Source organism: Bartonella sp. HY406, from assembly GCF_025449315.1.
In the GTDB taxonomy this organism is placed as follows: domain Bacteria; phylum Pseudomonadota; class Alphaproteobacteria; order Rhizobiales; family Rhizobiaceae; genus HY038.
This window is the reverse complement of the sequence record NZ_CP104893.1, coordinates 2,042,549-2,069,534: the sequence shown is the minus strand read 5'-3', so window position 1 is coordinate 2,069,534 and position 26,986 is coordinate 2,042,549. Positions and strand designations below refer to the sequence as shown.

Annotated in this window: 23 protein-coding genes; 9 read left to right on the top strand and 14 right to left on the bottom strand. The window is 41.0% G+C overall.

Translation table 11 applies throughout. The features are described 5' to 3' along the window. Positions 1 to 39 precede the first annotated feature (39 nt). Positions 40 to 2,496 carry a hypothetical protein gene (locus tag N6B01_RS08775; protein WP_262078329.1) on the bottom strand — a complete coding sequence of 819 codons (2,457 nt, stop codon included), beginning with the start codon at positions 2,494 to 2,496 and terminating at the stop codon, positions 40 to 42. Between the two features lie 87 nt (positions 2,497 to 2,583). On the opposite strand from N6B01_RS08775, the gene N6B01_RS08770 reads away from it, so the two are divergent. The 3 genes from N6B01_RS08770 to N6B01_RS08760 all read left to right on the top strand — a co-directional run bounded on the left by N6B01_RS08770 (position 2,584) and on the right by N6B01_RS08760 (position 5,172). Further along, positions 2,584 to 3,312 (top strand): NAD-dependent deacylase, encoded by a 729-nt coding sequence (locus N6B01_RS08770; protein ID WP_262078328.1) that lies wholly within the window; start codon positions 2,584 to 2,586, stop codon positions 3,310 to 3,312. Between the two features lie 70 nt (positions 3,313 to 3,382). Continuing rightward, entirely contained in the window at positions 3,383 to 4,072 is a 690-nt protein-coding gene (locus tag N6B01_RS08765; RefSeq protein ID WP_262078327.1) for a hypothetical protein, read from the top strand. Positions 4,073 to 4,173: 101 nt separating this feature from the next. Further along, positions 4,174 to 5,172 carry a cation diffusion facilitator family transporter gene (locus tag N6B01_RS08760; RefSeq protein WP_262078326.1) on the top strand — a complete coding sequence of 333 codons (999 nt, stop codon included), beginning with the start codon at positions 4,174 to 4,176 and terminating at the stop codon, positions 5,170 to 5,172. A 71-nt stretch (positions 5,173 to 5,243) separates the two neighbouring features. Here N6B01_RS08760 and N6B01_RS08755 read toward each other — a convergent pair whose 3' ends face one another. The 5 genes from N6B01_RS08755 to N6B01_RS08735 all read right to left on the bottom strand — a co-directional run bounded on the left by N6B01_RS08755 (position 5,244) and on the right by N6B01_RS08735 (position 9,650). Next, positions 5,244 to 5,789, bottom strand: coding sequence for a GNAT family N-acetyltransferase (locus N6B01_RS08755; RefSeq protein WP_262078325.1), 546 nt, complete (start codon positions 5,787 to 5,789; stop codon positions 5,244 to 5,246). A gap of 173 nt (positions 5,790 to 5,962) precedes the next feature. Then, positions 5,963 to 6,496, bottom strand: coding sequence for a DUF934 domain-containing protein (locus tag N6B01_RS08750; RefSeq protein ID WP_262078324.1), 534 nt, complete (start codon positions 6,494 to 6,496; stop codon positions 5,963 to 5,965). A gap of 1 nt (position 6,497) precedes the next feature. After that, complete coding sequence (locus N6B01_RS08745) at positions 6,498 to 8,168, bottom strand: nitrite/sulfite reductase (RefSeq protein ID WP_262078323.1); 1,671 nt, start codon at positions 8,166 to 8,168, stop codon at positions 6,498 to 6,500. A gap of 78 nt (positions 8,169 to 8,246) precedes the next feature. Beyond that, positions 8,247 to 8,540, bottom strand: coding sequence for a DUF2849 domain-containing protein (locus tag N6B01_RS08740; protein ID WP_262078322.1), 294 nt, complete (start codon positions 8,538 to 8,540; stop codon positions 8,247 to 8,249). 42 nt (positions 8,541 to 8,582) lie between these two features. Next, positions 8,583 to 9,650 carry a siroheme synthase domain-containing protein gene (locus tag N6B01_RS08735; protein ID WP_262078321.1) on the bottom strand — a complete coding sequence of 356 codons (1,068 nt, stop codon included), beginning with the start codon at positions 9,648 to 9,650 and terminating at the stop codon, positions 8,583 to 8,585. Positions 9,651 to 10,047: 397 nt separating this feature from the next. On the opposite strand from N6B01_RS08735, the gene N6B01_RS08730 reads away from it, so the two are divergent. Continuing rightward, positions 10,048 to 11,691 carry an autotransporter outer membrane beta-barrel domain-containing protein gene (locus tag N6B01_RS08730; RefSeq protein WP_262078320.1) on the top strand — a complete coding sequence of 548 codons (1,644 nt, stop codon included), beginning with the start codon at positions 10,048 to 10,050 and terminating at the stop codon, positions 11,689 to 11,691. Between the two features lie 343 nt (positions 11,692 to 12,034). Here N6B01_RS08730 and ftsZ read toward each other — a convergent pair whose 3' ends face one another. From ftsZ to N6B01_RS08710, 4 genes are all read right to left on the bottom strand, one after another. Beyond that, positions 12,035 to 13,918 carry a cell division protein FtsZ gene (ftsZ, locus tag N6B01_RS08725; protein ID WP_262078319.1) on the bottom strand — a complete coding sequence of 628 codons (1,884 nt, stop codon included), beginning with the start codon at positions 13,916 to 13,918 and terminating at the stop codon, positions 12,035 to 12,037. 150 nt (positions 13,919 to 14,068) lie between these two features. Then, entirely contained in the window at positions 14,069 to 15,397 is a 1,329-nt protein-coding gene (gene ftsA, locus N6B01_RS08720; protein WP_262078318.1) for a cell division protein FtsA, read from the bottom strand. Then, a complete protein-coding gene (locus tag N6B01_RS08715) occupies positions 15,394 to 16,269 on the bottom strand; it encodes a cell division protein FtsQ/DivIB (protein WP_262078317.1) in 876 nt (291 codons plus the stop codon). The genes ftsA and N6B01_RS08715 overlap by 4 nt, the downstream gene beginning before the upstream one ends. Before the next feature lie 20 nt (positions 16,270 to 16,289). Continuing rightward, entirely contained in the window at positions 16,290 to 17,210 is a 921-nt protein-coding gene (locus tag N6B01_RS08710) for a D-alanine--D-alanine ligase (protein WP_262078316.1), read from the bottom strand. 653 nt (positions 17,211 to 17,863) lie between these two features. On the opposite strand from N6B01_RS08710, the gene N6B01_RS08705 reads away from it, so the two are divergent. After that, positions 17,864 to 18,577 (top strand): L,D-transpeptidase, encoded by a 714-nt coding sequence (locus N6B01_RS08705; RefSeq protein ID WP_182417388.1) that lies wholly within the window; start codon positions 17,864 to 17,866, stop codon positions 18,575 to 18,577. A gap of 103 nt (positions 18,578 to 18,680) precedes the next feature. Here the strand turns inward: N6B01_RS08705 and N6B01_RS08700 are convergent, their stop codons facing one another. After that, positions 18,681 to 19,439, bottom strand: coding sequence for a siderophore-interacting protein (locus N6B01_RS08700; protein ID WP_182417387.1), 759 nt, complete (start codon positions 19,437 to 19,439; stop codon positions 18,681 to 18,683). Between the two features lie 76 nt (positions 19,440 to 19,515). After that, a complete protein-coding gene (locus N6B01_RS08695; RefSeq protein WP_262078315.1) occupies positions 19,516 to 20,379 on the bottom strand; it encodes a siderophore-interacting protein in 864 nt (287 codons plus the stop codon). A 282-nt stretch (positions 20,380 to 20,661) separates the two neighbouring features. On the opposite strand from N6B01_RS08695, the gene N6B01_RS08690 reads away from it, so the two are divergent. The 4 genes from N6B01_RS08690 (at position 20,662) to N6B01_RS08675 (ending at position 24,218) form a co-directional block, all read left to right on the top strand. Further along, entirely contained in the window at positions 20,662 to 21,846 is a 1,185-nt protein-coding gene (locus N6B01_RS08690) for a PA0069 family radical SAM protein (RefSeq protein ID WP_262080626.1), read from the top strand. A 148-nt stretch (positions 21,847 to 21,994) separates the two neighbouring features. Continuing rightward, on the top strand, positions 21,995 to 22,354 hold the full coding sequence (locus tag N6B01_RS08685) for an MmcQ/YjbR family DNA-binding protein (RefSeq protein ID WP_262078314.1): 360 nt from the start codon (positions 21,995 to 21,997) through the stop codon (positions 22,352 to 22,354). Positions 22,355 to 22,490: 136 nt separating this feature from the next. After that, a complete protein-coding gene (locus tag N6B01_RS08680) occupies positions 22,491 to 23,153 on the top strand; it encodes a ribonuclease HII (protein WP_262078313.1) in 663 nt (220 codons plus the stop codon). A gap of 111 nt (positions 23,154 to 23,264) precedes the next feature. Then, the gene (locus tag N6B01_RS08675; RefSeq protein ID WP_262078312.1) at positions 23,265 to 24,218 is read left to right on the top strand and encodes an L-threonylcarbamoyladenylate synthase; all 954 of its coding nucleotides are present in this window, start codon (positions 23,265 to 23,267) and stop codon (positions 24,216 to 24,218) included. An 8-nt stretch (positions 24,219 to 24,226) separates the two neighbouring features. Here N6B01_RS08675 and N6B01_RS08670 read toward each other — a convergent pair whose 3' ends face one another. After that, a complete protein-coding gene (locus tag N6B01_RS08670) occupies positions 24,227 to 26,065 on the bottom strand; it encodes an aminopeptidase P family protein (protein ID WP_262078311.1) in 1,839 nt (612 codons plus the stop codon). Between the two features lie 51 nt (positions 26,066 to 26,116). Beyond that, complete coding sequence (locus tag N6B01_RS08665; protein ID WP_262078310.1) at positions 26,117 to 26,986, bottom strand: 50S ribosomal protein L11 methyltransferase; 870 nt, start codon at positions 26,984 to 26,986, stop codon at positions 26,117 to 26,119.

Genomic DNA, 26,986 nt, shown 5'->3' with positions numbered 1-26,986 from the left:
CTTTTTATTTCATATTATTGTCATTGTATAATTTAGAATTTATTTTAAAAATGACAAAAGCCGTTGCAAAAGTTTTTTAGGTTTACTGTCTTTTATAACCACCGCTAATTGAGCCCGGCTTTGCTGTGCTTCTTCAAAAATTTCTACTTGATCATGATTACTAGCCCATTCCTCAATCTCACCCAAAAGTGCAAAAGCACGCTCTAGTGCAATAATACGTTCATTTCCTTCACAATGCTCGCTCCAACTGAGCAATGTTGCTACAAGATTTTGTAAGTGAACAATATATTCAACTTCTGAATCGGTCATTGTGCTAGCAGTAAGCGCTTCTTCAAAAGCTGCTACTGAACGGGCATAATCGGCATTAAGATCATCGCTATAATTGTTTTCAACCATATGTTTGAGGATTAACCCGTAATTGGATTGACTGGTAAGCCACTCTCCGGGCAATACATCTTTACGAATGCGTGATATGGCTTTCTTTATTGTTTGCGCTGCATAATGAATATAGGATTTTGCTTCTTCCCCTTCACTGCGGCGAGCTAAAGTATAGAACAAGTTTGCAATATTACTTTCAAGGCGCATCAACTCAATTTCACTTTCGCGCTTTTCTGCTGATTGCAAAGCCAGTCTAAATGCAAGCTCAGCCTCTTTTAACCGCTGTAAGCCACTTTCGCTTTGGTCATTTTCACCAATATTGGCAAGCGATAATGCTATGCAGTTTTGAAGTTTTGCTTTAAATTCTGGTGCTTCGTCACCATCAATTTTTTGTAATACTTGTCTAAAAATTTCTATCGCTTCTTCATATAAAGCAAAGCGTTTTACCGTATCGTCATTATTGGCGGCAGCATAAAATGCCATACCAAGATCAACAAGAACCGATAGCCATTGTTCATGATTATTAGCTTCAAGGGTTGATGAAATGCATTGACGTAAAATATCAATTGCTTGAAATCTAAAGCTTTGCCCATTTTTACCACCAATAAAGGTTGCTAAAGCAAGTAAATCCTTACCTAATGCCGCTTCAAGAACAAATGCACCAAAGCTATCACTTATGTCTTTGTGTGCTTCGATAACTTGCTTATAAATAGCGATGGTTTCTTCCAATATAGCAATAGCATTATCAGGATCATAACTATGGACATAGTGGGAAAGAGCAAGGGAAAGCTCTACTTTTAAGCGCCAAGTTGTGGGTGTACGGTCATTCTCAAGGCTTTTGAGTACATTGCGATAAATTTCAGCCGCTTCAACATGAACATCACTGCGCTTTTTGCCGTTTAAGTGATTACCAAAATTATAAAGAACTTTTGCAAGCTCAATCTGATTTGAAAGCCATTGATTATTTTGGTTTTGTGCTAAAGCTGGTGTATCGCTTTGTCGCAATATATCCGTGGCAAGCTGATAATAATTGTGGCATTCATCTTCATTACCAATATTATGAAAAATTTGCGCAAGGTTTAGATATTCCTTACCAAGATTGCTTTGCATAACGGCAAGACCATAAATATCATCACTTTGCTGAAATTGGCTAATCAGCTCTTTATAGAGCATTACTGCTTCTAATGTGCTAGAAACTGCTTGTTGATCATCCAATGTTTGCGCATAAGTTGAAATTGCAAGAGCAAGTTCGATGCGTAGCCGCAAAACAACTTGGGGGGCAATCTCACTTGAAGCGGTTTGTAGTGCTATACGCATGGCATCAACTGCCGCACTTGCTGCATTGCGGCGTTGTTCATTTTCATTGAGCAGCGCAATGCGGAAAAAAGCCCGACCAAATTCAAAATGACCAAAAAACCATTCTAATGGGTGGCTTGAAGGTGTATAATAATTCAAAACAGTTTTAAGCATCTCAACCGAATGCAATAAGGCCTTTAATGGGTCTTCGATATTTAAGGTTGAAATTTCTCGCCATGCAATTGCTTCGCCCAATACTGCATCGGCCCAGTTTTCAAACTTTTCCTTTGCTTGGAAAATTTGCGCTGCCTGTTTAAAAACACCGATTGCCAATTTTGAGAACTCATGCTTTTTATCCCCGAGCGAGAGGTCAGCACAGATACGGTATAGTTTACCAAGTTCTACGAGTACCAATGCTTTATCAAACAGGTCGCTTTCAAGCGAGCGCTCGTCAATTAGCTCAAGTAAAAGCTTTTTGGCGCGCTCTAGCATTAAACGGCTATTATCGCCACCTTCGCGCTGCGCATAAGCGCCAATGGTACGGGCAAGAACCAAAACGGCTTCTTGATATTCACTCTTAAATTCAGCATTTTCCGCATAAAATTTAAGCGAAGGCTCAAAAGTTTCTATGGCTTTTTTATAATTGCTAAATGCCAAGCGATCATCTTCACTGGCAGCTAATGCTGCTAAAGCCGAGCCAAGTTCAAAATTGGCCGCCGCCCATTGTTTTGTTTTTCGTGCACGATTATGCAATGCCAAAAGATTATCAGCTTCTTCAACTCGTTCTTGCAATTTGCTTTGCGCTTCTGCATCCATTGCCAATAATCATACTCCTGTCAAATTTAATGCGTTATATGTTTATCTGCATTAAATCATCATTTCAATTGCTTAAAAAAGTGACTTATAGATATGTATCGCTCGTCCAAAATACAAAGTGCACCTGCTATTTTAATTTTAACTGGTGCTGGAGTCTCGGCCGAGTCGGGAATACCTACTTTCCGCGATAGTGGCGGTACATGGAATAACTATTCCGTTGAAAAGGTGGCAACACCGCAAGGTTTTGCCGATGATCCACAACTTGTTTATGATTTTTACAATAAAAGACGACAGGATGCGCAACTTGCCAAGCCAAATGCTGCTCATTTTGCGCTTGCTGATTTGGAAGAAAAGTGGCCTGGCGAATTTTTATTGGTTACGCAAAATGTTGATTCACTGCATGAGGCAGCTGGATCCAAAAAAATACTGCACATGCATGGGCAGTTAAATTCTGCTCTTTGTACCGCCTGTCACAGTCAAAATCCGTGGCAAGGTAATATGGACGAACAAAGCCAATGCCCAAGCTGCGGCACTATTGGAAGTTTGCGTCCTGACATTGTTTGGTTTGGTGAAATGCCTTACCACATGGAAAAAATAGAACAGGCCTTAAGCCAATGCGATATATTTGCCGCAATTGGAACATCGGGGCAGGTTTATCCTGCTGCTGGCTTTGTTTGTATGGCATTAGAAAATGGGGCAAAAACCTATGAGATAAATCTAGATTGTGGCAATGATATATCGAGTTTTTTTGATCATTGCCTTGCAGGTAAGGCAAGTGTGACCGTGCCTGATTTTGTTGCAAAAATGCTATCGCGTCTTTAACCAAATGGTATTTTGTCGCGTTTTTTCCATTTTGCTTTAACTAAAAATAAGAGCAATAAAGGGATAATTTATGGTTCAGCGTGTTATATGGGTGCTTTTAATCACCATGTCCTACTGGCTTTTAAAAGGTTATCTTTATAGCGAGGGGTTGTTTGGCTTTAGTTTCGGTTTTTTAGTATTTTTTATAATTACCAACTATGCTTTCATGCTTTTACTTTACGGCAATCTTGGTGATATTCTTGATAAATATTTGCCGGAAATTAGTATTGCTAAAACAACAAAATTTTTAATTTTTATCCCGTTATTTTTATCGATTTCATTAGCCTTTATTTTGAATTATATTGGCCTAATCGGCGGTTATAGCTTGGCTTTTTGCGAAATAGCTTGGGTATTTGCCATTGTCATCGCATTCGATTTACTGGTAGCAAAACGCTATCCACCTGTTGTTAATGTTACAATTTCGCGTAAGTCTTTTGAATATTTTTTTTTAGAAAGCTATTGGGATTTTATTAGCAGGGATGAGCTGCATGTTGTGCCATTGGAAGATTATTTTGACCAAGATCAACTCGTCTCTTTTATGGAAAATTATTTTACAATAGGTGGTATTGCAAAAGCCGATGTAGCGGCCAGAATTGCCTCTTTTCCTTGGCAAGACTATTTTCATAAAAAATCCAAGAAAAACTCGCTTTATTATCGGGATATTGAACGCTATTTTGTTGATTATTTTTTTGTGCAGTCGGTGCAAAATCTGGAGGTTTAATCATCTGCTTTCGTCGTCGTTTTGGCTATGGCTTCACAGTTTTGTAAAAATGCGCTAGTATTGTTAACTTATTTATTATCAATCCTAGGTGAAAAGTTAAAATGTCAACTAACGAGCCATATGTGCCGCAAAACGATAATATCGACCCTTTAGAGCAATCCTCCTTAAATCAACTAGCTGAGCAAAAGCTTCTTAAGCTTTCAGTTTTTGTGACTTTGGCCGTTGCGCTTTTTGGCGTTATTATGGGAATTATTACCAATTCCTCATCTATTATTTTTGATGGCGTCTATTCAAGTGTTGATTGTTTTTTTAGCCTAGCTGCTTTGCTTGTGGTACGCTTAATCCATTTAGATAGTTTACGCCTTAGTAAGCGAAGTCACCAATTAGCAGAGCGTTTTCAATTTGGTTTTTGGCATTTAGAGCCAATGGTATTGGCGATCAACGGTATATCTTTGTCGATTGCGGTATTATATGGTTTGTTTGAAGCTATTAATTCCATTTGGAATGGTGGGCAGGTGCCGTCTTTCGATTATGCAATTCTTTATGCTTTAATCGCGGTGATTGTTTGTTTTGGCCTTGCTTTTTATGAAGCGCAACGCAACAAAGAAATACAGTCAGAATTTATCGCAATGGATATTAAAGGTTGGATTATTTCTGGCTGCTTGAGCCTTGCAATCTTAATTGCTTTTTTGTTTGCTTTTGCGATTAACGAAACAAGCTATATCTGGCTTATTCCTTATATTGATCCTGTAATCCTTGCGCTTATTTGTTTGGCAATGGCGCCAATGCCGTTGCGCGTGGTTCTCAAAGCCTTAAAGGAAGTTTTCTTAATTACCCCGCGCAGCCTTGATGCTCATATTACAAATAGTGTAGACGAAATTGTTTTACGCCATAACTTTATTAGCGCCCAAACCTATGTTGCTAAGGTGGGTCGTTCAACGATGATTGAAATTCATATTATTGTGCCACAAGATTGGCGAATTGATACAATTGCCAAGCTTGATGCAATCCGTGAAGAAATTAGCGAGGCTATTGGCGATGCTGGTCCTGACCGCTGGTTAACTGTAAGTTTTACAGGTCTTGAAGATTGGGCAGTATAATTTTTGTCTATTATGCAGAAAATCCATATCGGTTTTCTGCATAGTTTATGGGTTATACTAATTGCTGTATTTTAAGAAGCGTTAAAGCTATCATGATAGTCAACGCGGCCTGTCGGCGTATCACCATTAAGCGTTAATTGCATAAAATATTCTGCAGGCAGCCCTTCATATCTTAAGGTTTTACATTGTTGAAAGCCAAAACGTTGATAATAATGTGGATCACCTGCAACTACGCATCCCTTGCCACCCATGGCTTTAAGCCGAGCTAGCCCCTCATTGATCAAGGCTGTGCCTATGCCTTGGCCATGTCTTGATGGTTCAACCGCGACTGGACCAAGTCCATACCAACCTAAATTATGACCATCAATTCTTATGGGTGAAAATGCGATATGCCCGACTATTTCATCACCACTTAAAGCAACAAGAGAAAGTGTAAGCTGGTTTGCGGTGCGTAGCGCATCAATAATCGCGCCTTCGGTGCCGTTGCTATGTTGATTATTTTTAAATGCTTCTTGGGTTATTTGCCGAATGATCTCTATATCCGTTTTCACTTCTTGTCGTATTGATATGAGTGGTCCACCTTCTTTTCTTGTTGCTATAAAGGGGAGGTTCGCCATTATTAAAAACCCTCAAAATCAGTAGTTATAGCTCGTTTATACGGCTAATATTTTATTCATCTATTTCATTCAATGCAAGTTTAATTTCTTTTAAACATCGAACGCCAAGCCCGTTAAAGTTATTTTTTAGGCGTTTTCGCTTTTTTGTGGTTTTAATGGTAGGTATAATCTTTTTAAATGTTGCGCCAAAGGCGGCGTGTTCCTGCTCCCAATGTTTGCGTTTCTAATCGCTCAACGCCGCTTGAGGGTTGGTAAAAACCTGGATATTCGATCAGTTCATCTTTTTCCAATCGCTCTTTTGTTAAAGCATGGGTGATTTCAAGGCTATCAAAGCCAGAGCGTAAGAGATTGGATACTTGGTCAATAAGCACATCGCCGACTGCTCTTATCTCGCCTTTAAAACCGCGATTTTTTAAGCGTGCTGCCTTGGAATAAGCGCGCCCATCTGTGTAGGCTGGCAAATCAAGAGCAATAACGGCAATATCTTCAAAAAATGGTGTTAGGGCATCAATATCATCGCTTGCCGCAACAAAAACACCCGTTCCTTTCAATGCACTTGCATCACCATTTTCTTCTCTAAATTGCAGCCAGTAGCTAAGCGGCAAAATTGCGCGGTGGTTGCCAGCTTCGTCCAGCGTTTCAGCGCGAATAAAAGGATCTTCACGAAAGCCGGCACGATCCCATAAATTAACATTATCTTGCTCCATATTAAGCAGCCTTTTCAACTGGTGGATAAAGGGCTTGTTTAAACGGCTCCATGCCAAGACGGCGATAGGTGTCGATAAAACGTTCATCCTTATTTTCACGCAAATCAAGATAGGTATTAACCACCGTCTCAACAGCATCGACAATTCGGTCGGGCTCAAAGCCACGGCCCGTTATATCGCCAAGCGATGTATGGTTGCCATCGCAACCACCAAGGGTAAGCTGATAGAGTTCTTCGCCCTTTTTCTCAACGCCTAAAATACCAATATGCCCAATATGGTGATGACCGCATGCATTGATGCAACCCGAAATATTTAGGCTTAATTCGCCAATATTTTGTTGGCGTGCATTATCACCAAGACGAGTGGAAATAGCTTGCGCAACCGGTATGGAACGGGCATTGGCAAGGGCGCAATAATCAAGCCCCGGGCAAGCAATCATATCGGTTACAAGGCCAATATTGGCATTGGCAAGATTGCGGCGGTGAAGTGCTTCATATACAGCCCGCAAATCTGCTAAGGCGACATGGGGCAAGACTAAGTTTTGCCGATAAGTAACACGCAGTTCTTTGTCAGAATAAAGCTCGGCGAGATCGGCAACCAATTCCATATCTTCGGCAGTGGCATCGCCCGGTATGCCGCCAACGGGCTTTAAGGAAATGCTAACAATGCCATAATCTTCATTCTTATGGGCGGTGACGTTGTTTTTTACCCAAATATCAAAAGCATTATCCAATTGGCGTAATTTTTTAAGAAGATCATGTCCCTCAGGACGTGGCGCAAGGTCTGGTGCGGCAAAATAGCTGTTAATCGCATCAATATCGCTTTGCGGCAACTTCAATTCACTATTTTTAATCTGTTCAAATTCTGCTTCCACTTCCTTGGCATATTGTTCAACGCCCATTTCATGAACAAGGATTTTAATGCGGGCTTTATATTTATTATCGCGTCGCCCATGTAAATTATAAACGCGAATTGCTGCTGTCGCATAGGTTAGCAAATCTTCTTCAGGTACAAAATCTTTGATAAGTTTGGCAACCATCGGTGTGCGGCCTTGGCCGCCACCAACATAAAAGGCAAAACCAAGGTGCCCCTTGTCATTGCGTTTAAGCCAAAGTCCAATATCATGAACTTGAATAGCCGCGCGGTCAGTTTGTGCACCAACAACAGCAAATTTAAATTTACGCGGCAAATAGCTAAATTCTGGGTGCAATGATGACCATTGCCGTAAAATTTCTGCATAAGGTCGCGGATCGGCAACTTCATCACCTGCAGCACCAGCAAAATGATCTGATGTCACATTTCTAATGCAGTTGCCAGATGTTTGAATGGCATGCATTTCAACTTCTGCCAATTCCGCAAGAATAAGCGGAATATCTGATAGTTTTGGCCAATTGAATTGGATATTCTGCCTTGTGGTAAAATGACCATAGCCCTTGTCATAGCGGCGGGCAATTGATGCTAATTTACGCAATTGGCGAGGTGATAATGTACCATAGGGAATAGCAACACGCAGCATATAGGCATGTAATTGCAAGTAAACACCATTCATCAACCGCAACGGCCTAAATTGCTCTTCGGTGATTTCCCCGTTTAAGCGGCGTTGCACCTGATCTGAAAATTCGCTAACACGAGTTTTGACAAAAGCGCGGTCAAATTCATCATAACGATACATGGATTTATCCTCTTGGCAATTTAGAATTGGATATTTAAATTGCGATAAAGCTTGAATTTTAAGGCAGAATTGAAAATCCTATGGGTTAAGCGGTGCTGCGCCATAAGCAATAGTTGGACCATTTTGCCGAATACGCTCACGCAGCCGGATTGGGCGCAGGTGGGCATCTTTTTCATCGACATCGATCAAATTAGCATCAATAACGATGTTGGTGGCAAGCCCCAATTTTTGCGCATCTTCCAGAATGCTTGTCTCTTCGGGCGTAACAGCTAGCAAAGCATTATTGGCGTCCTCGCTCCATTGCCCATTCTTGCTGTACCAAACAACACGCCCATCACCTAATTTATTGGCTGTCAAAATTTTCGCTGCCATTTTACTCCACCCTTTAAAACAATAATGCCTATATCGCGCTTGCTATGCAGCTTTTGGTGCATATTGGTTGCTAATATTTGCGTAATTATGTTGAAATGCCGTATCCGAAAGCGATGGTAAAACAGCAAAATCTTGCTGGTTAATTTCCAGTAAAGCTATATCCCTCAGCATTTGTGCTCTATCACCATAAAGGCGCACAATCTGCTTGCCGCTTTCAATTAAGTTGATAAGAAGCTTTGTGCACTCTAGGTCGTCAAAGGTGTTTTTAGAAGCGACAAACCGCTGTGCATCGCGCCGGCCTATGGTTAGCAGATCTTCATCAATGCTATGATCATAAATGATACCATCGGCCATTAATAATACGCGCTGACTGTGCAGCGTAATCTGGTCAGCGTCAAGATTTTGTGCATTTAATAAATATAAACGCCCTTTATTTGCTTTGAAGGCGTGGATAAGATCAAATGCCTCGCGTTCGGCAGCGGCTGGATTATTACGTTGCAATTCCTCAACAATTTTTCCATTAAAAAAGCGAAACCAAAAATTACGCCGTGTCAAACCTTTGGCAATGGAATTATCAACAAGTGTCCTAAGTTTTGCTGCAAGGGCCGCTACTTTGCCAATTTGTGGGTTTAATAAAGCCTCTATCTGAGCACGGATCATTTGTGCAAGCACTGGGCTTGCGCCTTCTGAACCAATCGCCACCAATATTGGTGCACGATTGACAAGGGCAGGGGTAAAAAAATCGCACATATCTGGACGATCCACCACATTGACGGCAATTTTTAATTGATGTGCATAATCTGCAATAATCTTATCTTGCCCCACATCGCCATTAGCGGCAAAAATTAGCACAGCACCATAGAGATGCTCAGAGGTGAATTTTTCTGCAAGCCAGACGAAATGATTGTCTTCAAGGCTATATTGCTTGATAAAATCTAAAAGATCATCTTCGGGCGCATCAGCAATTAATACCAATGCAGCTGAAGTTTCACGTAGGAGGCGCAGTTTCGCATAAGCTTCAGCGCCATTGCCGATAATGACAATCTTTTGCCCTGCAACTTTAAAAAATGCTGGGAAGGTTGCAAGTTTTTGTGCGTCAATGCTCATCATAAAACCCCTCAAATGTAACCGATTTCTTTGCTAATTAAGTTTTCTGAACTTATTTAATAAAAATCAGTATTTTGATATTTTCCTTAGTATCGGGCAATTTGTGCTTTTGGTTAAGAGATAAGCGGTTCGATTTTTTAGAATTATTCGCATTAATTTTGCATTAAAAGAACTTTTTTGAGAAAATATTTTTTGTGCTAATGATAGCAACCCTTAGTTTATATGTGGCGCTTAAAGTTTTATTTATTGAATATATTTAATATAACTAATTTAAAATAAACTATATTAAATTAAATATTGGGGTTTTTAAAAAATAAATTGAAATTTAAAAAATATTTAATATAAACGTCATTTGTATAGTTTTATTTAATGTTAAATTTTATCTTTATGGGGTGTTTAAATGGCAAGAGGCGTAAGTATAACAAAACCGTCAATGGTGGTTAATTCTGGTACGAATTATATATTTGGTACTAATAACGATGATTATGTAAATATTAAAGGTGAAGTTAAAGCGGGTTGGCGCTCACAGAATACAATTGAACTTGGTCACGGTAACGATACTGTCTGGATCGGTCAAAGTATGTGGGGATACGGCCAAAACACTATTAAGGGTGGTAATGGCAATAAGGTACTCAGCATCATGGGCGGGGTTGATTCCTGTGCTGGGGCATATAGTAAAAATGAAATCGTGTTTGACGGCGTAAGCACTGATAAACGTACTTTAAATTTGGGATATGTTCGATCAGCTGATTCAGGCTTGAACACCATAACAACAGGTGCGGGTACAGATTATTTGAATATTTGGGCAATGCATGCATTCAAATATGGTACAAATAGCATTTCTTTAGGCGATGGTGACAAATACCTAAATTTCCAAAACGACATTTTCGCCCGAGATTGGTATGGCGTTAATACAATCGATTTGGGTATTGGTAAGCATGACATTGTCATTGGCAGTAACTACATCGCTTATTATAGCACCACCAACAGACTAAGTACAGTATCAGGCGACACTAACATATGGATCAAAAATGCCATGTGGAGTGATTCTGAAAACAGTATTGAACTTGGTGAAGGTGTTCATAACATCCATATTGGCAATATGTGGTCACATTATAGTGGTTATAATTCCATCGTAACCGAAGGTACAACAACAATTAATATTGATCGTGACCTTGTTAGTTTCTCAAAAAACCTTATTCAAACTGGTGATGGCAACGACGTTATTAATATTAACTGGGGAATTAATGCCGATAAAGGCACCAACATGATTAATACTGGCGCTGGCAATGATACTGTTCGTGTTGGTTTTATGAATGCACAATATGCGGATAACATTATTGATCTCGGTGACGGTGATGATCGTTTATCAATCAATGGTAACCTAACCTCAGGTCCCAACGCGAATAACTATATTTACGGTGGTGCCGGAAACGATTTTATCGAAATTTACGGTTACATTTTCCCAAATAGCCTCGTACTTGATGGTGGTGAAGGTTATGATACACTTTCCTTAAAAGCTGATTATAGTTGGGATTTTGCAGGGCGATATCAAAATTGGGTAAGTAATTTTGTATCAAGCCCAAGTTTTGGCTGGGCAAGTCTTGAAAATATTGATGTTAATATCAATAATAAATATAGTTTGAACCAGATTTCATGGCTTACAAACCTAATTAACAATCACAATGATCAAAATTCGGATTCTCACATAGATATGAGTCTTAATCTCGATAAATGGGGTAGTGTTTTTGAATTAAATAGCATTTTCACTTCAGCTGACGAAACTGCTATTAATAAAATCAATCTTACTGGCGGTAGCGCTAACCAGTTAAACATCCATTCATCATTGGATTTTAATGGCTATGATAATGATAAACTATTTATCAATGGTGATGCCAATGACACTGTTGCTTTTGATAATCTTTGGACAAAAGCTACAGATAAGTACACCGATGCCCAAACAGGTTTAGTTTATAACGAATTCCATAATTCGTATAATGAAACCGTCTATGTGCAAGAGAATGTTCAGTTGTCATATGTATAATTGAATATCTTAAAATCGATTATCATTAATTTAAAGCCCGTAGAGTTTTATCCTTTACGGGCTTTTTATTTGTTTGATATCGGGTTGATCGTTTCCTTTAAAATCGTATATCATTAAGTAAATACAAAATTGCTTTTTAAAAGCATAAAAAAACCCACTGGAAAACCAGTGGGTTAATGAGAAGGAATTTGGGCTGGCTGCTTTTTTATTCGCAAACCTTGCGAAAGACAAAAGCATGTGAGTTTATCAATCCGCATTTTCTCGTAAGGATCAAAAGATCAGTTGTATGCGTTTTATGATATATGTCGGCTTTCAAAAGAGTTTTAAAGGCCGACATATGCCATTAGTTAGCCTGACGACGCAGGAATGCAGGAATTTCCAACTGTTCATCTTCGCTTGGCGCTTCAGCGCGTTGTTGTTGTGGACGCATTTGCGCTTCATTTGGGCGGCGCGGTGTATAAATTGCCTGATCCTGATTAGGAGCCTGACGATTGTCACCCATGTTTGGCCGTTGTCCCATTTGATTTGGTTGAGCATTTTGACCGCTAGAACGCTGTGGAGCACTTTGCTTTGGAGCTACCGCAGGTTCGAGACGTGCGCTTGGCTCCTCGTCATCGCGATGAATAAAACCCTGTTTTAAACGCTGCCACAAACTGCGAGGTGTATTGCTTTCGCTGCTACCTTTACTTTTTTGATCAGCATTAATGCGCAAAGATGGCGGAAATGCTTCAATTTCAGGAATGCGCGACGATGCTTGTTGTTGGGCCTGTTGCATAGGCTGTTGTTGAGCCTGCTGCATTGATTGTTGTGGTGCGCGCTGTTGTTGCGCAACTGCACGCTGTTGACCATTAGCCTGTTGTGCCTGCATGTTGCCCTGCTGCGGGTTTAATGATTGGCTAAAATTTTGGCTAGTTGGAGCTACACTGCGGTTTGGTGCAACAGTATCAACACTTGGCGGCGTTGCTGCTGTTTGGCCCATAGGTTGCAAAGGAGCTGATGTGCGAGCAGGTTGTTTTGCAAGATTAGGCTGACCAACTACACGATTTGGTGCGGCTGGCTGCGCGCTTGCAAAAATTTGGCTTTGTGGACGAAATGGCTCTTCCATAGGCGCTGCCATTTCTTCTTCTAATGCCTCAATGACTTCAATAAAGGATTCTGGCTGCGGCTGCACTGGTCGAGTCGAGACCGGAGCTGCCGCTTCAAGCTTTTTTACAGCATGTACCGAAGTAGAGTTTTCAATTGTCAAGCCAGCTTCAAGTGCAGCGCGGTCAATGCCGGTTGCAACAACAGAAACGCGGATGATGCCTTCAAGTGCTTCATCATTAATAGCACCAAAGATGATGTTGGCGTCAGCATCCACTTCTTCCTTAATGCGGTTAACAGCTTCATCAACTTCAAACAAGGTAAGATCGCTACCACCTGAAACAGAAACAAGTAGGCCACGTGCACCGCGCATTGATGTTTCATCAAGCAATGGATTAGCAATTGCAGCCTCAGCAGCTTTTAATGCACGTCCTTCACCTGATGCTTCGCCAGTGCCCATCATTGCTTTGCCCATATCATGCATGACAGAGCGCACATCGGCAAAGTCTAGATTGATAAGACCCTTGCGGATCATCAAATCAGTAATCGAAGCTACACCTGAATAAAGAACCTGATCTGCCATAGCGAAGGCATCAGCAAAGGTTGTTTTTTCATTCGCAATGCGGAAAAGATTTTGGTTTGGAATAACGATAAGCGTATCAACGCTTTTTTGTAATTCTTCAATACCAGCTTCCGCTGTCTTCATGCGGCGTTGGCCTTCAAAAGAAAAAGGCTTGGTTACCACACCAACCGTCAAAAGACCTTTTTCACGGGCGGCGCGTGCAATAATTGGAGCCGCGCCCGTACCCGTACCACCACCCATACCGGCAGTAACAAATACCATATGAGAAGAATTAAGGTGATCTAGAATTTCATCAAGAGATTCTTCCGCTGCTGACTGTCCAACTTCAGGGCGCGCACCCGCACCAAGACCTTCAGTGACTGAAGCACCCAGTTGAACAACTTTTTCAGCACGTGACATTGCAAGTGCCTGAGCATCGGTATTGGCCACAACAAATTCAACGCCTTCAAGACCAGCATTGATCATATTGTTAACGGCGTTACCGCCGCCACCACCAACACCAAAAACCGTAATTTTTGGCTTTAACTCGACTATTTCTGGTCTTTGTAAAGTAATAGACATATTTTATTCCTTCTCACCTTAAACCGCAAGCCCAATGCGGTAAACTGACTATTTCTAGATATGAAAAAGGCATTCCAAAACCAAATTTCACATCCCATGATCTAAAACCGGTAAGCTTAAGTTAAAAGACAAGCTTACAAGCTAATTTTTTTAAGAACCTTTGCGAAGTCCTCCGCGCAACCAATGACTAACGCGGAAAAAATGTCCGCTATTGGCACTTGCATTGCTTGATGATCCCTGCACTTTATATTCTTCCATTCCGCTAATTTGCGGATAGATTAATAATCCTACAGCCGAGGAGAACGCCGCGCCCCTTGCCATATCTGGCAATCCAGAAATACCAAGCGGTCTGCCTATGCGTAATTGACCCTTAAGAATATGACGACCAACTTCGGCAATACCAGGTAGTTGCGAACCACCACCAGTTAGAATTATGCGCTTTCCAACCAAACTACCAAAGCCAGATTGTGTAAGCTTATCTCTTGTCATTTCAAGAATTTCTTCCACGCGAGCGCGAATAATACGTGCAAGTAAGGCACGTGGATATTGACCTGCAAGCCCTGAATCTTGCCCATTACTATCGCGCATTGGTGGCATGGAAATCATATGCCGATCATCGGCACTAACCGAAAGAGCTGAGCCATGCATCACTTTGATGCGTTCGGCTTCATCTAGCGGAATGGTGAAGCCGCGAGCAATGTCGAGTGTAATATGATTGGCGCCAATCGGCAGCATATCGGTAAAGACAAAACGACCCTCAGCAAATATCGAAATAGTTGTAGTGCCCGCACCGATATCAATACAGGCGGTACCAAGGCGCGGTTCATCACCAACAAGAACAGAAAGGCCGCTTGCATAAGGTGTTGCGACAACTGTCTCGACACTTAAATGCGCGCGATTGATACAATGCTCTAAATTACGCAACGGCGCACTTTCGGCCGTTACTATGTGCATTTCTGCACCAAGTTCACGCCCCATCATATCGCGCGGATCAGAAATGCCGCCTTCACCATCAAGGCTAAAATTGCCAGGTAATGAATGCATAATATAACGATCAAGATCAAATGCTGATTTCGAACATTCAGAAAGTGCACGGCGCACATCGCGCATATCAACCTTATCACCGCTAATATCAATTTTTGAATTAACTTGTGTACTTTTAAGCTTGCCTGCAGAAAAGTTGACAATCACTGAATCAACAATGAGGCCGGCCATACGTTCAGCGCTGTCAACAGCTAAACGAATGGCTGCTTCAGCTTTGGACATATCGACTATAATGCCGGCCTTTACACCCTGCGAACGCTGAATACCAAAACCAAGCACTTCCATACTATGGGTGCGACCATGGAGATATTCTGTTTGTTCCAATGGGCGTAAACGAGCAATAATGCAAACAATTTTACTTGAGCCAACATCTAGCACCGTCAAAAGCCGGGTTTTACGTGATGAAGAACCATTTAAGTGGGCTATAAAATTCATGCTCGCCCCGCTTTGCGTGCTTTTTCACGCTTTTCTAGTTCTTTTACAGTTTCGGTGCGTCGTTTTAATGCCTCATCAGTTAGCGCAACCGTGACACGGTCATCAAGGCGTAAATCAACACTTAAAATATCACGTGACAAAAGTCCGTCCTTTTGATCCATTTCAAGAATTTGGGTGAGACGTTTGCCAAAATTTTCTTCTGGTAATTTAACCCTTACGCCATTATCTAAAACAATGTCCCAGCGGCGGTCACCGATACGAATATAAGCGCGAACGCGCTCTTTGATGTTTGGAAATTCATCCATCGCATTAAGAAAATCTTGAGCCGTATTTTCGGCGCCAGTACCAACAATCAAGGGTAAGTGGCGGCTAAATCCAGCGCGATAAGGAATAATGACATTGCCATCCTTATCAACAATATCAACTTCACCATTATGCTGCCACAGCGCCATTGGTTGATGTTCGCTTAGCATAATATTGAGACGATCAGGATAAATTTTTTGTACAGTGACAGCTTTTACCCATGGTAAAGCTTTTAACTCATCGCGCACCTTATCGACATCATAGCCGATAATAGATGTATCGCCATCAAGGCCGATTGCGCCAAGCACATCAATCTCTGATGTAAAATAGTTACCTTTTACGTCAACCTTTTCTACGGCAAAGCCGAGGGATGATGTCGCAAGCTTTACTGCATCATCACTATGGTTTCCTGCATAAGTGCCATAAAATATTGTGGAGCTTAATAAGGCCAATACAGCAAAAGAGCCGCTATGACGCGGTATAGCAATATGTCCAGACGTAAACCGTAAGACAATACCTTTTATCCGCCGTGAAAATTTAATCACGCGGTTTTTGAGTATTGTTCTCAAGTTCTGCTTGAAATTGCTGTTTAGCGCATGCACGATGCATCCTCCACGATCCATTTTACTAGATCACCAAATGTTAGACCGGAAACTTTAGCCATATCAGGGACTAGGGAGGTTGGCGTCATACCAGGTTGGGTATTGACTTCAAGCCAGATGAGATCATCTGTTTTTTCATCAAAACGAAAATCGGAACGACTGACCCCACGACAACCAATTGCCTGATGGGCTAGTAGTGCCATTCTTTGTATATTTTGGTAAATATTTGGTGAAATTTCAGCAGGACAAACGTGAATTGATCCGCCTTGTGCATATTTTGCATCATAATCATAGAATTTATAGCTGGCATTAGGAACAATTTCGCACACATCAAGTATGCGATCGCCTAAAACGCCGCAGGTAAATTCACGACCTGGAATATATTGCTCGACAATCACTTCATCACCATAAGGCCATTCTAGGGCGCTAAGTGATGCGGGTGGTGTATTTTGTCCCTCCAAAACGATGACAACACCAAAGCTCGAACCTTCTTTAACGGGCTTAACCACATAAGGAGGGGTAATAGGATGAATAGTACCAATATCATGGCGATCCATTACCCGAGACGGGGCAACCTTAACGCCTGCCGCGCTAGCAATTATTTTAGCCCGCGCTTTATCCATAGCAAGAGCTGATGCAAGTACGCCAGAATGGGTATAAGGAATGCTCAAAAACTCTAAAATACCTTGAATTGTACCATCTTCACCAAAAGGACCATGAAGCGCATTAAACGCAACATCAGGGCGAAGTTGTGCAAGGTGATCTGCAACATTGGTATCAACATCAAGGCGTGTCACTTGAAAACCAAGGGCTTCAAGTGCATCGGCACAAGCATTGCCTGATGACAGGCTAACTGGTCTCTCAGATGAAAAACCACCCATAAGCACAGCAACATGTTTGTTGTTCACCTTAAATCCCCTACAGATTATGCACAGTAAAAATTACAGTTTTGAATCATCAATTACCAAAAGATTCATGATACGAATCAAATATGTAATTATGGTTAACATAAGAATCAGACTGGCGCTGTAAAAACAAGTCCCCTTAGCTTGGCAAAGCTTGCCAAAGGCGGTTTTTATGACTCATGTTTCTGAAAAGACTCAAAAATTTTTTTTGATTTTTTTTTGTATTTTTTAGAAAGTCGTTATCAATCTGCATCTTTTAAAGCACTATCGAAAAGTCTTTTATTATTTTGTAAAAAAACGTCAGCAAAGCAGTCGATTTTGCGTAATAGTTTTTATTAGAGCAGATATAGATCTAAGATAATTTTTTTTAATATTAGTCACATTGAAATTATCTTTTTTATATTTCACCATTGAATGCTTAACCCAAGATTGTTTATGTTGTGATTGATATTTTTCCTATCCAAAAAGGTTAATTTCATCAAAAATCAGTAAATTACGATATTAGAATATATCTAATTTTTAGAGTTTTATTAATATTTGTTACAAATAGTGATAAATATGACTTTTTGAGCTTTATCTTTTGTTAAAGCTGCTTTATGCACATTTACGAATAAATGTTTTGCGTATGAATTGACTTTATAATCAAGGAACAAAAAATGCATAATAGCATTGGTTTACGGCCAATCAGGTCGACGATTTTTCGCACTCTCTTTTTAGGTGTATTAGCAATTGGCTTGGGGGCATGTACGACAACTGGTACAACGACAGTTGACGGACAGCCAACGACTAAAACAACCATCAAGCCACAAAGTTTTATTGAAGGAAATAAGTCGCTTGATGAGCGTTATGGCCCTGATAGAGATGAACCATTTAAAATTAAACCAATTCCTAACGGTGTTATCCCTGAAAAATTCCAGCGTACGGTTGTTGCTTATCCATCACGCGAAGCGCCTGGCACAATTATCGTTGAGCCAGCCAATCACTATCTTTATTTCATTGCTGGCAATGGCAAAGCTATTCGCTATGGTGTGAGTGTTGGTGCAGCTGGTCTTGGTTTTCAAGGCGAAGCAGATCTTAAAGTAAAACGTAAATGGCCGCGTTGGATTCCAACCAAGGATATGATTGCGCGTGCACCAGAACGCTATAAGAAGTTTGAAAATGGTGTTGATGGTGGTCCAAGTAATCCACTCGGAGCGCGCGCGCTTTATCTTTACCAAAATAATGTTGATACCTATTATCGCATCCACGGTACAACCCAACCATCAAGCATTGGTAAATCGGTGTCTGCTGGCTGCATCCGCATGGCAAATCCAGATGTGATTGACCTTTTTGCCCGTGTGCGTACAGGCGCTAAAGTTATCGTGCGCTAAGATACAAAAAATTGTATAATAAAAGGGCAGGAAGAGATTTTCTTTTCCTGCCCTTTTTACATGTCTAATCAATTTTCAGCTTTGTTTTTGCATTTAAAGTGGCTTAATCGAATTTTTCTTTAGAATTGGCAAAGCCTTTTACCCAATAACCTGCAGCCTTAATCCAGTTAAGTGGCACATGACGTTCGGTATTAAAGAACATACGTAAGTGGCGGGTTACCTTTCCTTCTGCGGCAATCCAGATAAATGTCCGCTCTTGCAAGCTTAGTTCTTTAACCTTTTCAAGTAGAAATTTGGGTTCATCAGCAAGTTCAACCGAGCGGTAAACCCAATGATAGGTTACATTGGCTTTAGTGTTAAATTTTTGCACTTCCTGTTCATTGGCAACCGTTGCAATAACGGTGATGTCCGTGCCTTCAGCGGCTTCCTCAACCCGTCTGCCAATGGCTGGCAAAGCCGTTTCATCGCCGATTAATAGCCAAGCATTAATATTGCCGCCAATAACGGCTGAACCGCGTGGACCGCCAATGACAAGTTCATCACCTTGTTTTGCATTTAATGCAAAAGTGCTTGCTGGTCCTGCATCATGTAACACAAAATCAATCGCTAATAGGTTGGCCTGTTCGTCATAAAAACGTGGTGTATATTCGCGGCTTTGCTGGGTTAGTTCATTCTCGCCAAAAAAAAGCTTGATATGATCATCGGGAGCTGCTGAAACAAAGCCAGTAAGATCATCCCCACCAACGAATACCCGGCGCATCAAGGGAGTTACATCTTCAATTTTTTCAACTTTTAATATGCGGCGTTTGGTTTCGTGACGTACACGCTCAATATGCGGTGCTGTATCATTTTCTTGGGTCATGACTTTTCCTAAACATTTTTGTTCTATTTTGCTTGATTTTACCGCTATTATAGCTGCAAAAAATTGTATTTGTCTCTTATATTTTTACATCGAACTCATCAAATTGTTCGATACCTTTACCTTGAGCAGTAAGGTCTATGTAATGGGCCATGCGCTTTTCATCAACAATGCTTGATGTCATACCGCGCTTCCAATAGCCAATCGCTTTTATGTCGGCTTTCGCCACTTGCCCACCACTTAAAAAGTGGTCGCGTATTTGTCGCGCTTCTTCACGCTCGCAGGCGATCCAAAGATTGGCTTTGGTGGTTGGATTGATGGAAAGAGCTTCTTTGACTAAAAAACCAGAAGTGCCGGCGGCACAATCATCTTGACGAATAAAGGTTTTATAATCTACCCCTGCGATCTTCGGTAATTCGTCTATTGCGGATTGATGGGCGCAATCAATATAGGCTGTGGCTTTTACACCTTGTGGCCAATTTTTAAAAATCGAAAATAGCGCAGGAATTGCCGTGTCGTCGGCAAAAAACATATTATCATAACCATTTTTATAATCAGGCATATAATGCTGCTTTGGCCCCATAAGATAAATCGTGTCACCAATTTTTTGCTTACTCAACCAGTCCATAGCCAAGCTTTGGCCGTGATGAACTACAAAATCGATTTCTGCAATATTGGTTGCGGCATAATAGTCACGAATGGTGTAAACACGGGTAATTGGCTTTGCACTACCAATGGCATCCATTTCAATTCGGACAGCATTATTTGCCTGTAACCATTGATTTAGGTTTGGATTTTTGACAATGCCGCTTACACGTATCACTGAAGCAAACGGTTTTGTAATCTCAGTAATTGTCATGCTATTACGTATGATTTTGTGCCCCGACATTTTTGCGGTTTCACTTGCATTTTTAGAACTGGCTTTTGTGTCCATATTTGCCATTTTGCACCTACCCAAAATATTGTTGTCAGCATTGGTATAGTGGCAATATTTCACAATGACAAATAAAACATGATAAAAATACTCAAATTAAATAATGAAAATAATTTTTGCAATAATGTTCTTGATATGTTCTTTAATCTTTGATATTGTGTTTCTGTCAGGGAATGGATGTTTAGCTATGCCTATAGGTAAGTAAATGCCATTTATTTTTTAAGCTATTTCAATCAAGTATGGTTGCTCATTTGCTTTATGGCATTTCAGCAAGTTTTTGGCAGTGGTGCAATGTTAAAAATTCGGATTAATCATAATCTTGCTGATAATCTTGCCAAGGCTGATAAGGCAGCTTTTGGCGATGGTCGCCAAGCGCACGCTAACGATATTATTGAAGATAGCAATATGCGGCTTCAAGCAAAGCGTATAAAAGGGCGTGGAGCAGGGCTTAATCCTGCAGGGCGCTTTGAAGATAAATCAGTTTGTTCCTTTGATGATGGCTGGCAAAATGATGAAGAAATAGCACCGCTTAAAACAATTGTTCAAATTGAAAAAGCCCGCAATATTATTACAAGCAACAATTCGCCTGATCTTGGGTTTGACCGCTCTATCAATCCTTATCGTGGTTGTGAGCATGGTTGTATTTATTGTTTTGCCCGTCCTAGCCACTCTTATATGGGCTTGTCGGCAGGGGTGGATTTTGAAACACAGCTTTTTGCAAAACCTGATGCAGCAAAATTACTAGAAAAGGAATTATCAAAAGCTGGCTATAAACCGAAAATCATTGCCATTGGTACCAATACTGATCCCTATCAGCCGATTGAAAAAAAATGGGCTATTATGCGCGAAATCTTAACCATTTTAAATAAGGCCAATCATCCGGTAAGTATTGTGACAAAATCAGCTTTGATTTTACGTGATGTTGATATTTTAAGCGAAATGGCGCAAAAACGGTTAGTACGGGTTTGTATTTCACTTACCACATTGGATAGTAGGCTTTCACGGGCAATGGAGCCAAGAGCTGCAACGCCAAAGCGCCGGCTTGAAACAATAAGGTTATTACATCAAGCTAATATACCAGTTTCCACTTTGGTTGCGCCGGTTATTCCGGGTTTAAATGATCATGAGATTGAAAATATATTAGAGGTTGCAAAAGAAGCTGGTGTTCATGACGCAGATTTTGTCATGCTGCGTTTGCCTTATGAGGTTGCCCCTTTATTTAAAGATTGGCTTTTGCGCGAATATCCCAATCACTATCGTAAAATTATTTCAATTTTACGATCTATGCGCGGCGGCAAGGATTATGATGCTGATTGGCAAAGTCGGATGCGCGGTACAGGCCCCTTTGCTGAATTGGTTGCCCGTCGCTTTGCTATGGCATGTCAAAGGTTAGAAATTGGCAAGCGTCGTATTCCTCTTTCATTTGAAAATTTCGAGCCGCCGATAAAATCACCCATACAATTATCTTTGTTTTAAAACATAAGGGGCTTTGATATTATACGATAAACTATTTAAGCAAAAATTATCGTAAAATAACTCATCGGCTATTGTTAGGTTAGTATGTTAACATGGTCATTGAGTGTTGTTTAAATTGCCTTAATTATTTTGAATTGGAATTATGCTCTTGTCTCTTTATGATGTTAAAGACTTTGATGAATTTGTAACTTCGTTAAAATCCGTCACCTTGCACGACCAATGGCATGCAAGGGTAGCCAAGATTGGTGGTAAATTTTTTGCTGCGCTTGGAGTTAAAGGTGGTTTATGGGTTGATTGTTTGGTTTTTAAGGTAGCGCCTTCAAGCTATCTTATGATGCTTGAGCAAGATGGTATAAAACGTGCCCCTTATACATCAAGCACCTGGCCAGCCGTACATAAAAATTCAGAACTAACTGATGATGAATTAAAAATCTATATCGCGCGTCCCTATGATATTGTAGTTAAAAGTTTAACGAGAAAAAAGCGCCAAGAATGTGGTGTTGAGTAGAGTTTTTTAAGTTGATACGATAAAGAGATTTAAAACCATATACTCGTAAATAATCTTGTAATCATAAATATTGGGGCAATGCTGCAAATATTCTCAAAATGCTTGCACAAATTTGCCGGTAATGTCACAAGGCTTTATGGCAAAAAAATCTAATTCTATACCGCTTTTATTTGATATCCCTAAACAACCAGATTTTTCTGGCGAGCAGCGTTTAATGCGTCATGGGGCAAAATTTGTTGCGGGTACTGATGAAGCAGGACGTGGACCTTTAGCCGGACCAGTGGTTGCTGCTGCGGTTATTTTAAACCCTGATAATATCCCTATTGGTCTCAATGACTCTAAAAAATTGTCGCATAAGCAGCGCGAAAAATTGTATCAACAAATTTTGGATAGCGCTTTTAGCGTTAGTATTTGCAGCGTGAGTGCTTTATCCATTGATCTTAGTGATATACGTAAAGCCTCGCTTGAAGCCATGCGCCGTGCATGCCAAGGCCTTGCAGTGCAGCCCGATTATATTTTAATTGATGGCCGCGATATACCTGATGGCTTGCCCTGTGCTGCCGATTCTTGGGTAAAAGGCGATCAACGCTCAGTGTCCATTGCTGCCGCCTCGATCATTGCCAAGGAAATGCGTGATAAAATGATGATTTTAGCAGCCAGTCAACATCCCCATTATGGGTTTGAAAAACATGCCGGTTATGCAACAGTTACCCATCGGCAAGCTATTGAAAGTCATGGGCCAGTTAAAAAATTGCATCGCTATAGTTTTGCGCCGATAAAAAATATGGATATTAAATAGCAGGCTTTTAAATTTTCTTGTTCTTGTGCTATAAATCTAAAAAAACTAAAAATAAAACTTAAGTAAAATATTATTATCGTTCATCTTTTTATTATAAAAGTTTAAAATATCATGATTGTTTCAGCATCGCCCACTATTATAAGTCAAGTCGTTGCGCATTTGCGTGAGGGCAAGTTGGCGGCTCTACCTACAGAAACAGTTTATGGTTTGGCGGCAGATGCAACTAATGGAGAGGCTGTGGCAGAAATTTTTGCTACCAAAGGTCGTCCCCATTTTAATCCTTTAATTGCTCATGTTGCCTCCATTGATATGGCAGCACGTTATGTTGAAATTGACGATATATCAGCTAAGCTTATGGAAGAGTTTTGGCCGGGGCCTTTGACACTCGTTCTACCTCTGTTAGAAACCAACAATATTCATCCTTTGGCAACTGCTGGCTTGCCAACCCTTGCTTTGCGTAACCCCAAAGGAATTTTTGCAGATATTGTGCAAGCTCTTGATCGTCCTATTGTTGCGCCAAGTGCTAACCGTTCTGGTCGAATTAGCCCAACAAGTGCCATCGCGGTTGAAAATGATTTTCAAGGTCGTCTGCCATTAATTGTTGATGCAGGTCCATGTGAAGTAGGGGTTGAATCCACCATTATCAAAGTTGATGGTGATGATGTTTATTTACTGCGCCCCGGTGGTTTAGAGCGTGAAGCGATTGAAGCGAGCATCAAGCGGCCATTGAAACAATTGGATCACGGTGCAGCCATTGAGGCACCGGGTATGATGAAGTCTCATTATGCGCCCAATGCAACCATGCGTTTAAATATTGATGAAGTCATGGACGGGGAAGCGTTTTTACACTTTGGTGACGCAGCAATTAAGGGACAGGCAAATGCAAAAGCCATTTTAAATTTGAGCGAAAGTGGAGATTTAAAAGAAGCGGCAGTGCATTTATTTGATTATATGCAGCGCCTTGATCTTGTTGGCGCAAGTTCCATTGCGGTTGCACCAATACCGTTGACGAGTCTCGGTGAGGCAATTAATGACCGGCTTAACCGCGCCGCTGCACCAAAATAAAAACTCTGTTATGATAATTCCGCTGTGGCACTGGTTAAAAAGGCTAAATCGTCACCGCTTACAAATGGTGAAAGCTTTTCATAAACCTTTGCATGATAGGCGTTGAGCCATTGGCGTTCTTCTAAAGTAAGCATAGTGTTATCAATCAAGCTTTGATCAATTGGACATAGGGTCAAGGTTTCAAAACTATGCATGTCAATTTCGCCGCCATCAATTGGTTCTGCATCTTGCACAATAAGCAAGTTTTCAATGCGTATGCCAAAGGCTCCCTCGCGGTAATAACCGGGTTCATTGGAAATAATCATGCCTGCCATTAATTCTTGTGTGCTAGCGCGTGATAAGCTTTGCGGCCCTTCATGAACTGATAGGAAAGAGCCAACACCATGCCCTGTACCATGCTTATAATCAAGGCCGGCTTTCCATAAGGCGCTACGTGCCAAAATATCAAGATCAACACCGCGTGAATGGGCAGGAAAACGTGCCAATGACATATTAATCATGCCTTTTAACACCAGTGTAAAACAGCGAATTTGTTCGGCATCTGGCTTGCCGCCTTTAGCACAAATGGCAACGGTTCTGGTAACATCCGTGGTGCCATCGCGATATTGCGCGCCTGAATCAACGAGGTATAATTCATGCGGTTCTAATTTGCGGTTGGTTTTGGTGTTAACACGGTAATGGATAATAGCGCCATCACTCCCCACGCCCGAAATTGTGTCAAAAGATAAATCTTCAAGCTTAGAATGGTGCTCAATTGCGGTTTTTGCGCGAAATTCTTCAAGCTTAATAGCGGCGGAAATTTCATCTTGAGTACCTGCACTTTGCCGACTTAGCCATGAGAAAAATCTAACCAAGGCAACACCGTCACGCAAATGCGCCCGTCTTGCGCCTTCTAGTTCTACTGCGTTTTTAATTGCCCTTGGTAATTTTGCCGGATCTTGCCCTTCAACAATTTTTGCACCAGCATCTTCAATAAGTGTGCGGATTTTTTCAGCACATAAATTGGCATCAAGCAATATTATTTGATTGCCGGCAATAATTTCCTTCAATTTATCAATCATATGGCTTGGAGCCACAATATGGCATAGCGGGTCTAGATAGGCTTTTTCTTCAACCCCAAGTTTTCTTGGATCAATAAATAGATAGGGCTTACTAGATGCTGATATAAAAGCAAAAGATAATGGTAATGGCGTATTTGATACATCTGTTCCGCGAATATTAAACAGCCATGCAATTGATGATGGATCGGTTAAAATAGTGGCGGTGCAATTTTTCTGCTTAATATCTTCCTGCATTTCTACAAGTTTAATATCTGCTTCTTTACCAGCCATGGAAAGCGGTTGAATGGTCACGCGGCCAAGTGGTGGCTCTGGCTGGTCATCCCAAATGACATCAACAAGATTATAATCTAAACTATGCAAATTGCCATCAGCCTTTGCCATAGCTTCACGCAGCTGACGCGCACCAGCAATAGTGGTGAGCCAAGGGTCAAAGCCAATTGTTAGACCTTTGCCATGCTCACTCAACCACTTTGATGGTGGATTTGATATTAAATCTTCATAGTCAAAAACATTATTATCGGTTTGTTGGCGAACCTGTAAACTATAACGCCCATCAGTAAAAATATAGGCCTTATCTTGCAAGACAAGCGCGCTTCCGGCCGATCCGGTAAAACCGGTTAGCCAAGCAAGGCGTTGCGCATGTGGCGGTACATATTCACCTTGATGCTCATCGGCGCGGGGTATGATAAAGCCATCAAGCCCTAAGCGGCTCATTTCTTTGCGCAATAGTGCCAGTCTTGGCTTGCCATTGTCAGGATTGGTTGCAACATCAAAGGTCTGAAACATTTTACACCTTGCAAGATTTGGCTTTATCGCTTGGATTAATTATTATTTGATTTATCGTTTTAAATGTAGTGTTACCCAACCATTACGGTGAAATGTTGATTGGTGATACAGTCCCTGTGCACGATAAGCTGCAAGAACACGGTCTCGTTGGCTATCTAAAATACCCGATAATATGATGGAGCCATTGGGTTTTAATGCCCGTGACATTCGCGGCGCTAGCATCATTAACGGCCGAGCAAGAATATTGGCAACAATCAAGTCAAATGGTGCACGCATCAATAATTCACGATGGTGGAAACCTGCTGCTGTTACCGCATCAATGCGCGATGCAACGCCATTTAATTTAATATTTTCCTTAGCAACCTTGGTCGCAATCGGGTCAATATCACTGGCGACAATCTTTACCGGGTAAAGCTTAGCCATGCCAATGGCTAACACGCCGCTGCCTGTACCAAGGTCAAGAATGTTTAGTGGATGCTCGTTGCGCATCACCATGCCAATCATTTCAAGGCAACCGGCAGTTGTGCCGTGATGACCGGTACCAAATGCTTGACCGGCATCAATTTCAATGGAAATATCATTAGCGGCAATTTTTTCTCTGTCATGGCTACCATGCACAAAAAAACGGCCGGCACGTACAGGTTTTAACCCTTCAAGGCTGTGTTGAACCCAATCAATTTCAGGTAAAATTTCAACCGTGATGCTATTTTTATCAATATTTAAAATATTGGCAAAGCGCGTGCGCATATCCTCAAGGTCATCATCTTCACAATAAAGCGAAACCTCGAAAATTTCTTCATCTTCATTAATTTCTGCAATAGAAACTGGTAAGCCATCTTCTTCAAAAGCTGGCTCAAGCTTGGCATAGATTGCCTCGGCATCGGATTTTGTATGGGTTATAAATAGGCGTATCTGTGACAA

What these genes read in the sequence shown, in the direction of transcription:
- N6B01_RS08770 (WP_262078328.1), top strand. Translation starts at nt 2,584, where the DNA reads ATGTATCGCTCGTCCAAAATACAAAGTGCACCTGCTATTTTAATTTTA.
- N6B01_RS08765 (WP_262078327.1), top strand. Translation starts at nt 3,383, where the DNA reads ATGGTTCAGCGTGTTATATGGGTGCTTTTAATCACCATGTCCTACTGG.
- N6B01_RS08760 (WP_262078326.1), top strand. Translation starts at nt 4,174, where the DNA reads ATGTCAACTAACGAGCCATATGTGCCGCAAAACGATAATATCGACCCT.
- N6B01_RS08755 (WP_262078325.1), bottom strand. Translation starts at nt 5,789, where the DNA reads ATGGCGAACCTCCCCTTTATAGCAACAAGAAAAGAAGGTGGACCACTC.
- N6B01_RS08750 (WP_262078324.1), bottom strand. Translation starts at nt 6,496, where the DNA reads ATGGAGCAAGATAATGTTAATTTATGGGATCGTGCCGGCTTTCGTGAA.
- N6B01_RS08745 (WP_262078323.1), bottom strand. Translation starts at nt 8,168, where the DNA reads ATGTATCGTTATGATGAATTTGACCGCGCTTTTGTCAAAACTCGTGTT.
- N6B01_RS08740 (WP_262078322.1), bottom strand. Translation starts at nt 8,540, where the DNA reads ATGGCAGCGAAAATTTTGACAGCCAATAAATTAGGTGATGGGCGTGTT.
- N6B01_RS08735 (WP_262078321.1), bottom strand. Translation starts at nt 9,650, where the DNA reads ATGATGAGCATTGACGCACAAAAACTTGCAACCTTCCCAGCATTTTTT.
- N6B01_RS08730 (WP_262078320.1), top strand. Translation starts at nt 10,048, where the DNA reads ATGGCAAGAGGCGTAAGTATAACAAAACCGTCAATGGTGGTTAATTCT.
- ftsZ (WP_262078319.1), bottom strand. Translation starts at nt 13,918, where the DNA reads ATGTCTATTACTTTACAAAGACCAGAAATAGTCGAGTTAAAGCCAAAA.
- ftsA (WP_262078318.1), bottom strand. Translation starts at nt 15,397, where the DNA reads ATGAATTTTATAGCCCACTTAAATGGTTCTTCATCACGTAAAACCCGG.
- N6B01_RS08705 (WP_182417388.1), top strand. Translation starts at nt 17,864, where the DNA reads ATGCATAATAGCATTGGTTTACGGCCAATCAGGTCGACGATTTTTCGC.
- N6B01_RS08700 (WP_182417387.1), bottom strand. Translation starts at nt 19,439, where the DNA reads ATGACCCAAGAAAATGATACAGCACCGCATATTGAGCGTGTACGTCAC.
- N6B01_RS08695 (WP_262078315.1), bottom strand. Translation starts at nt 20,379, where the DNA reads ATGGCAAATATGGACACAAAAGCCAGTTCTAAAAATGCAAGTGAAACC.
- N6B01_RS08690 (WP_262080626.1), top strand. Translation starts at nt 20,662, where the DNA reads ATGTTAAAAATTCGGATTAATCATAATCTTGCTGATAATCTTGCCAAG.
- N6B01_RS08680 (WP_262078313.1), top strand. Translation starts at nt 22,491, where the DNA reads ATGGCAAAAAAATCTAATTCTATACCGCTTTTATTTGATATCCCTAAA.
- N6B01_RS08675 (WP_262078312.1), top strand. Translation starts at nt 23,265, where the DNA reads ATGATTGTTTCAGCATCGCCCACTATTATAAGTCAAGTCGTTGCGCAT.
- N6B01_RS08670 (WP_262078311.1), bottom strand. Translation starts at nt 26,065, where the DNA reads ATGTTTCAGACCTTTGATGTTGCAACCAATCCTGACAATGGCAAGCCA.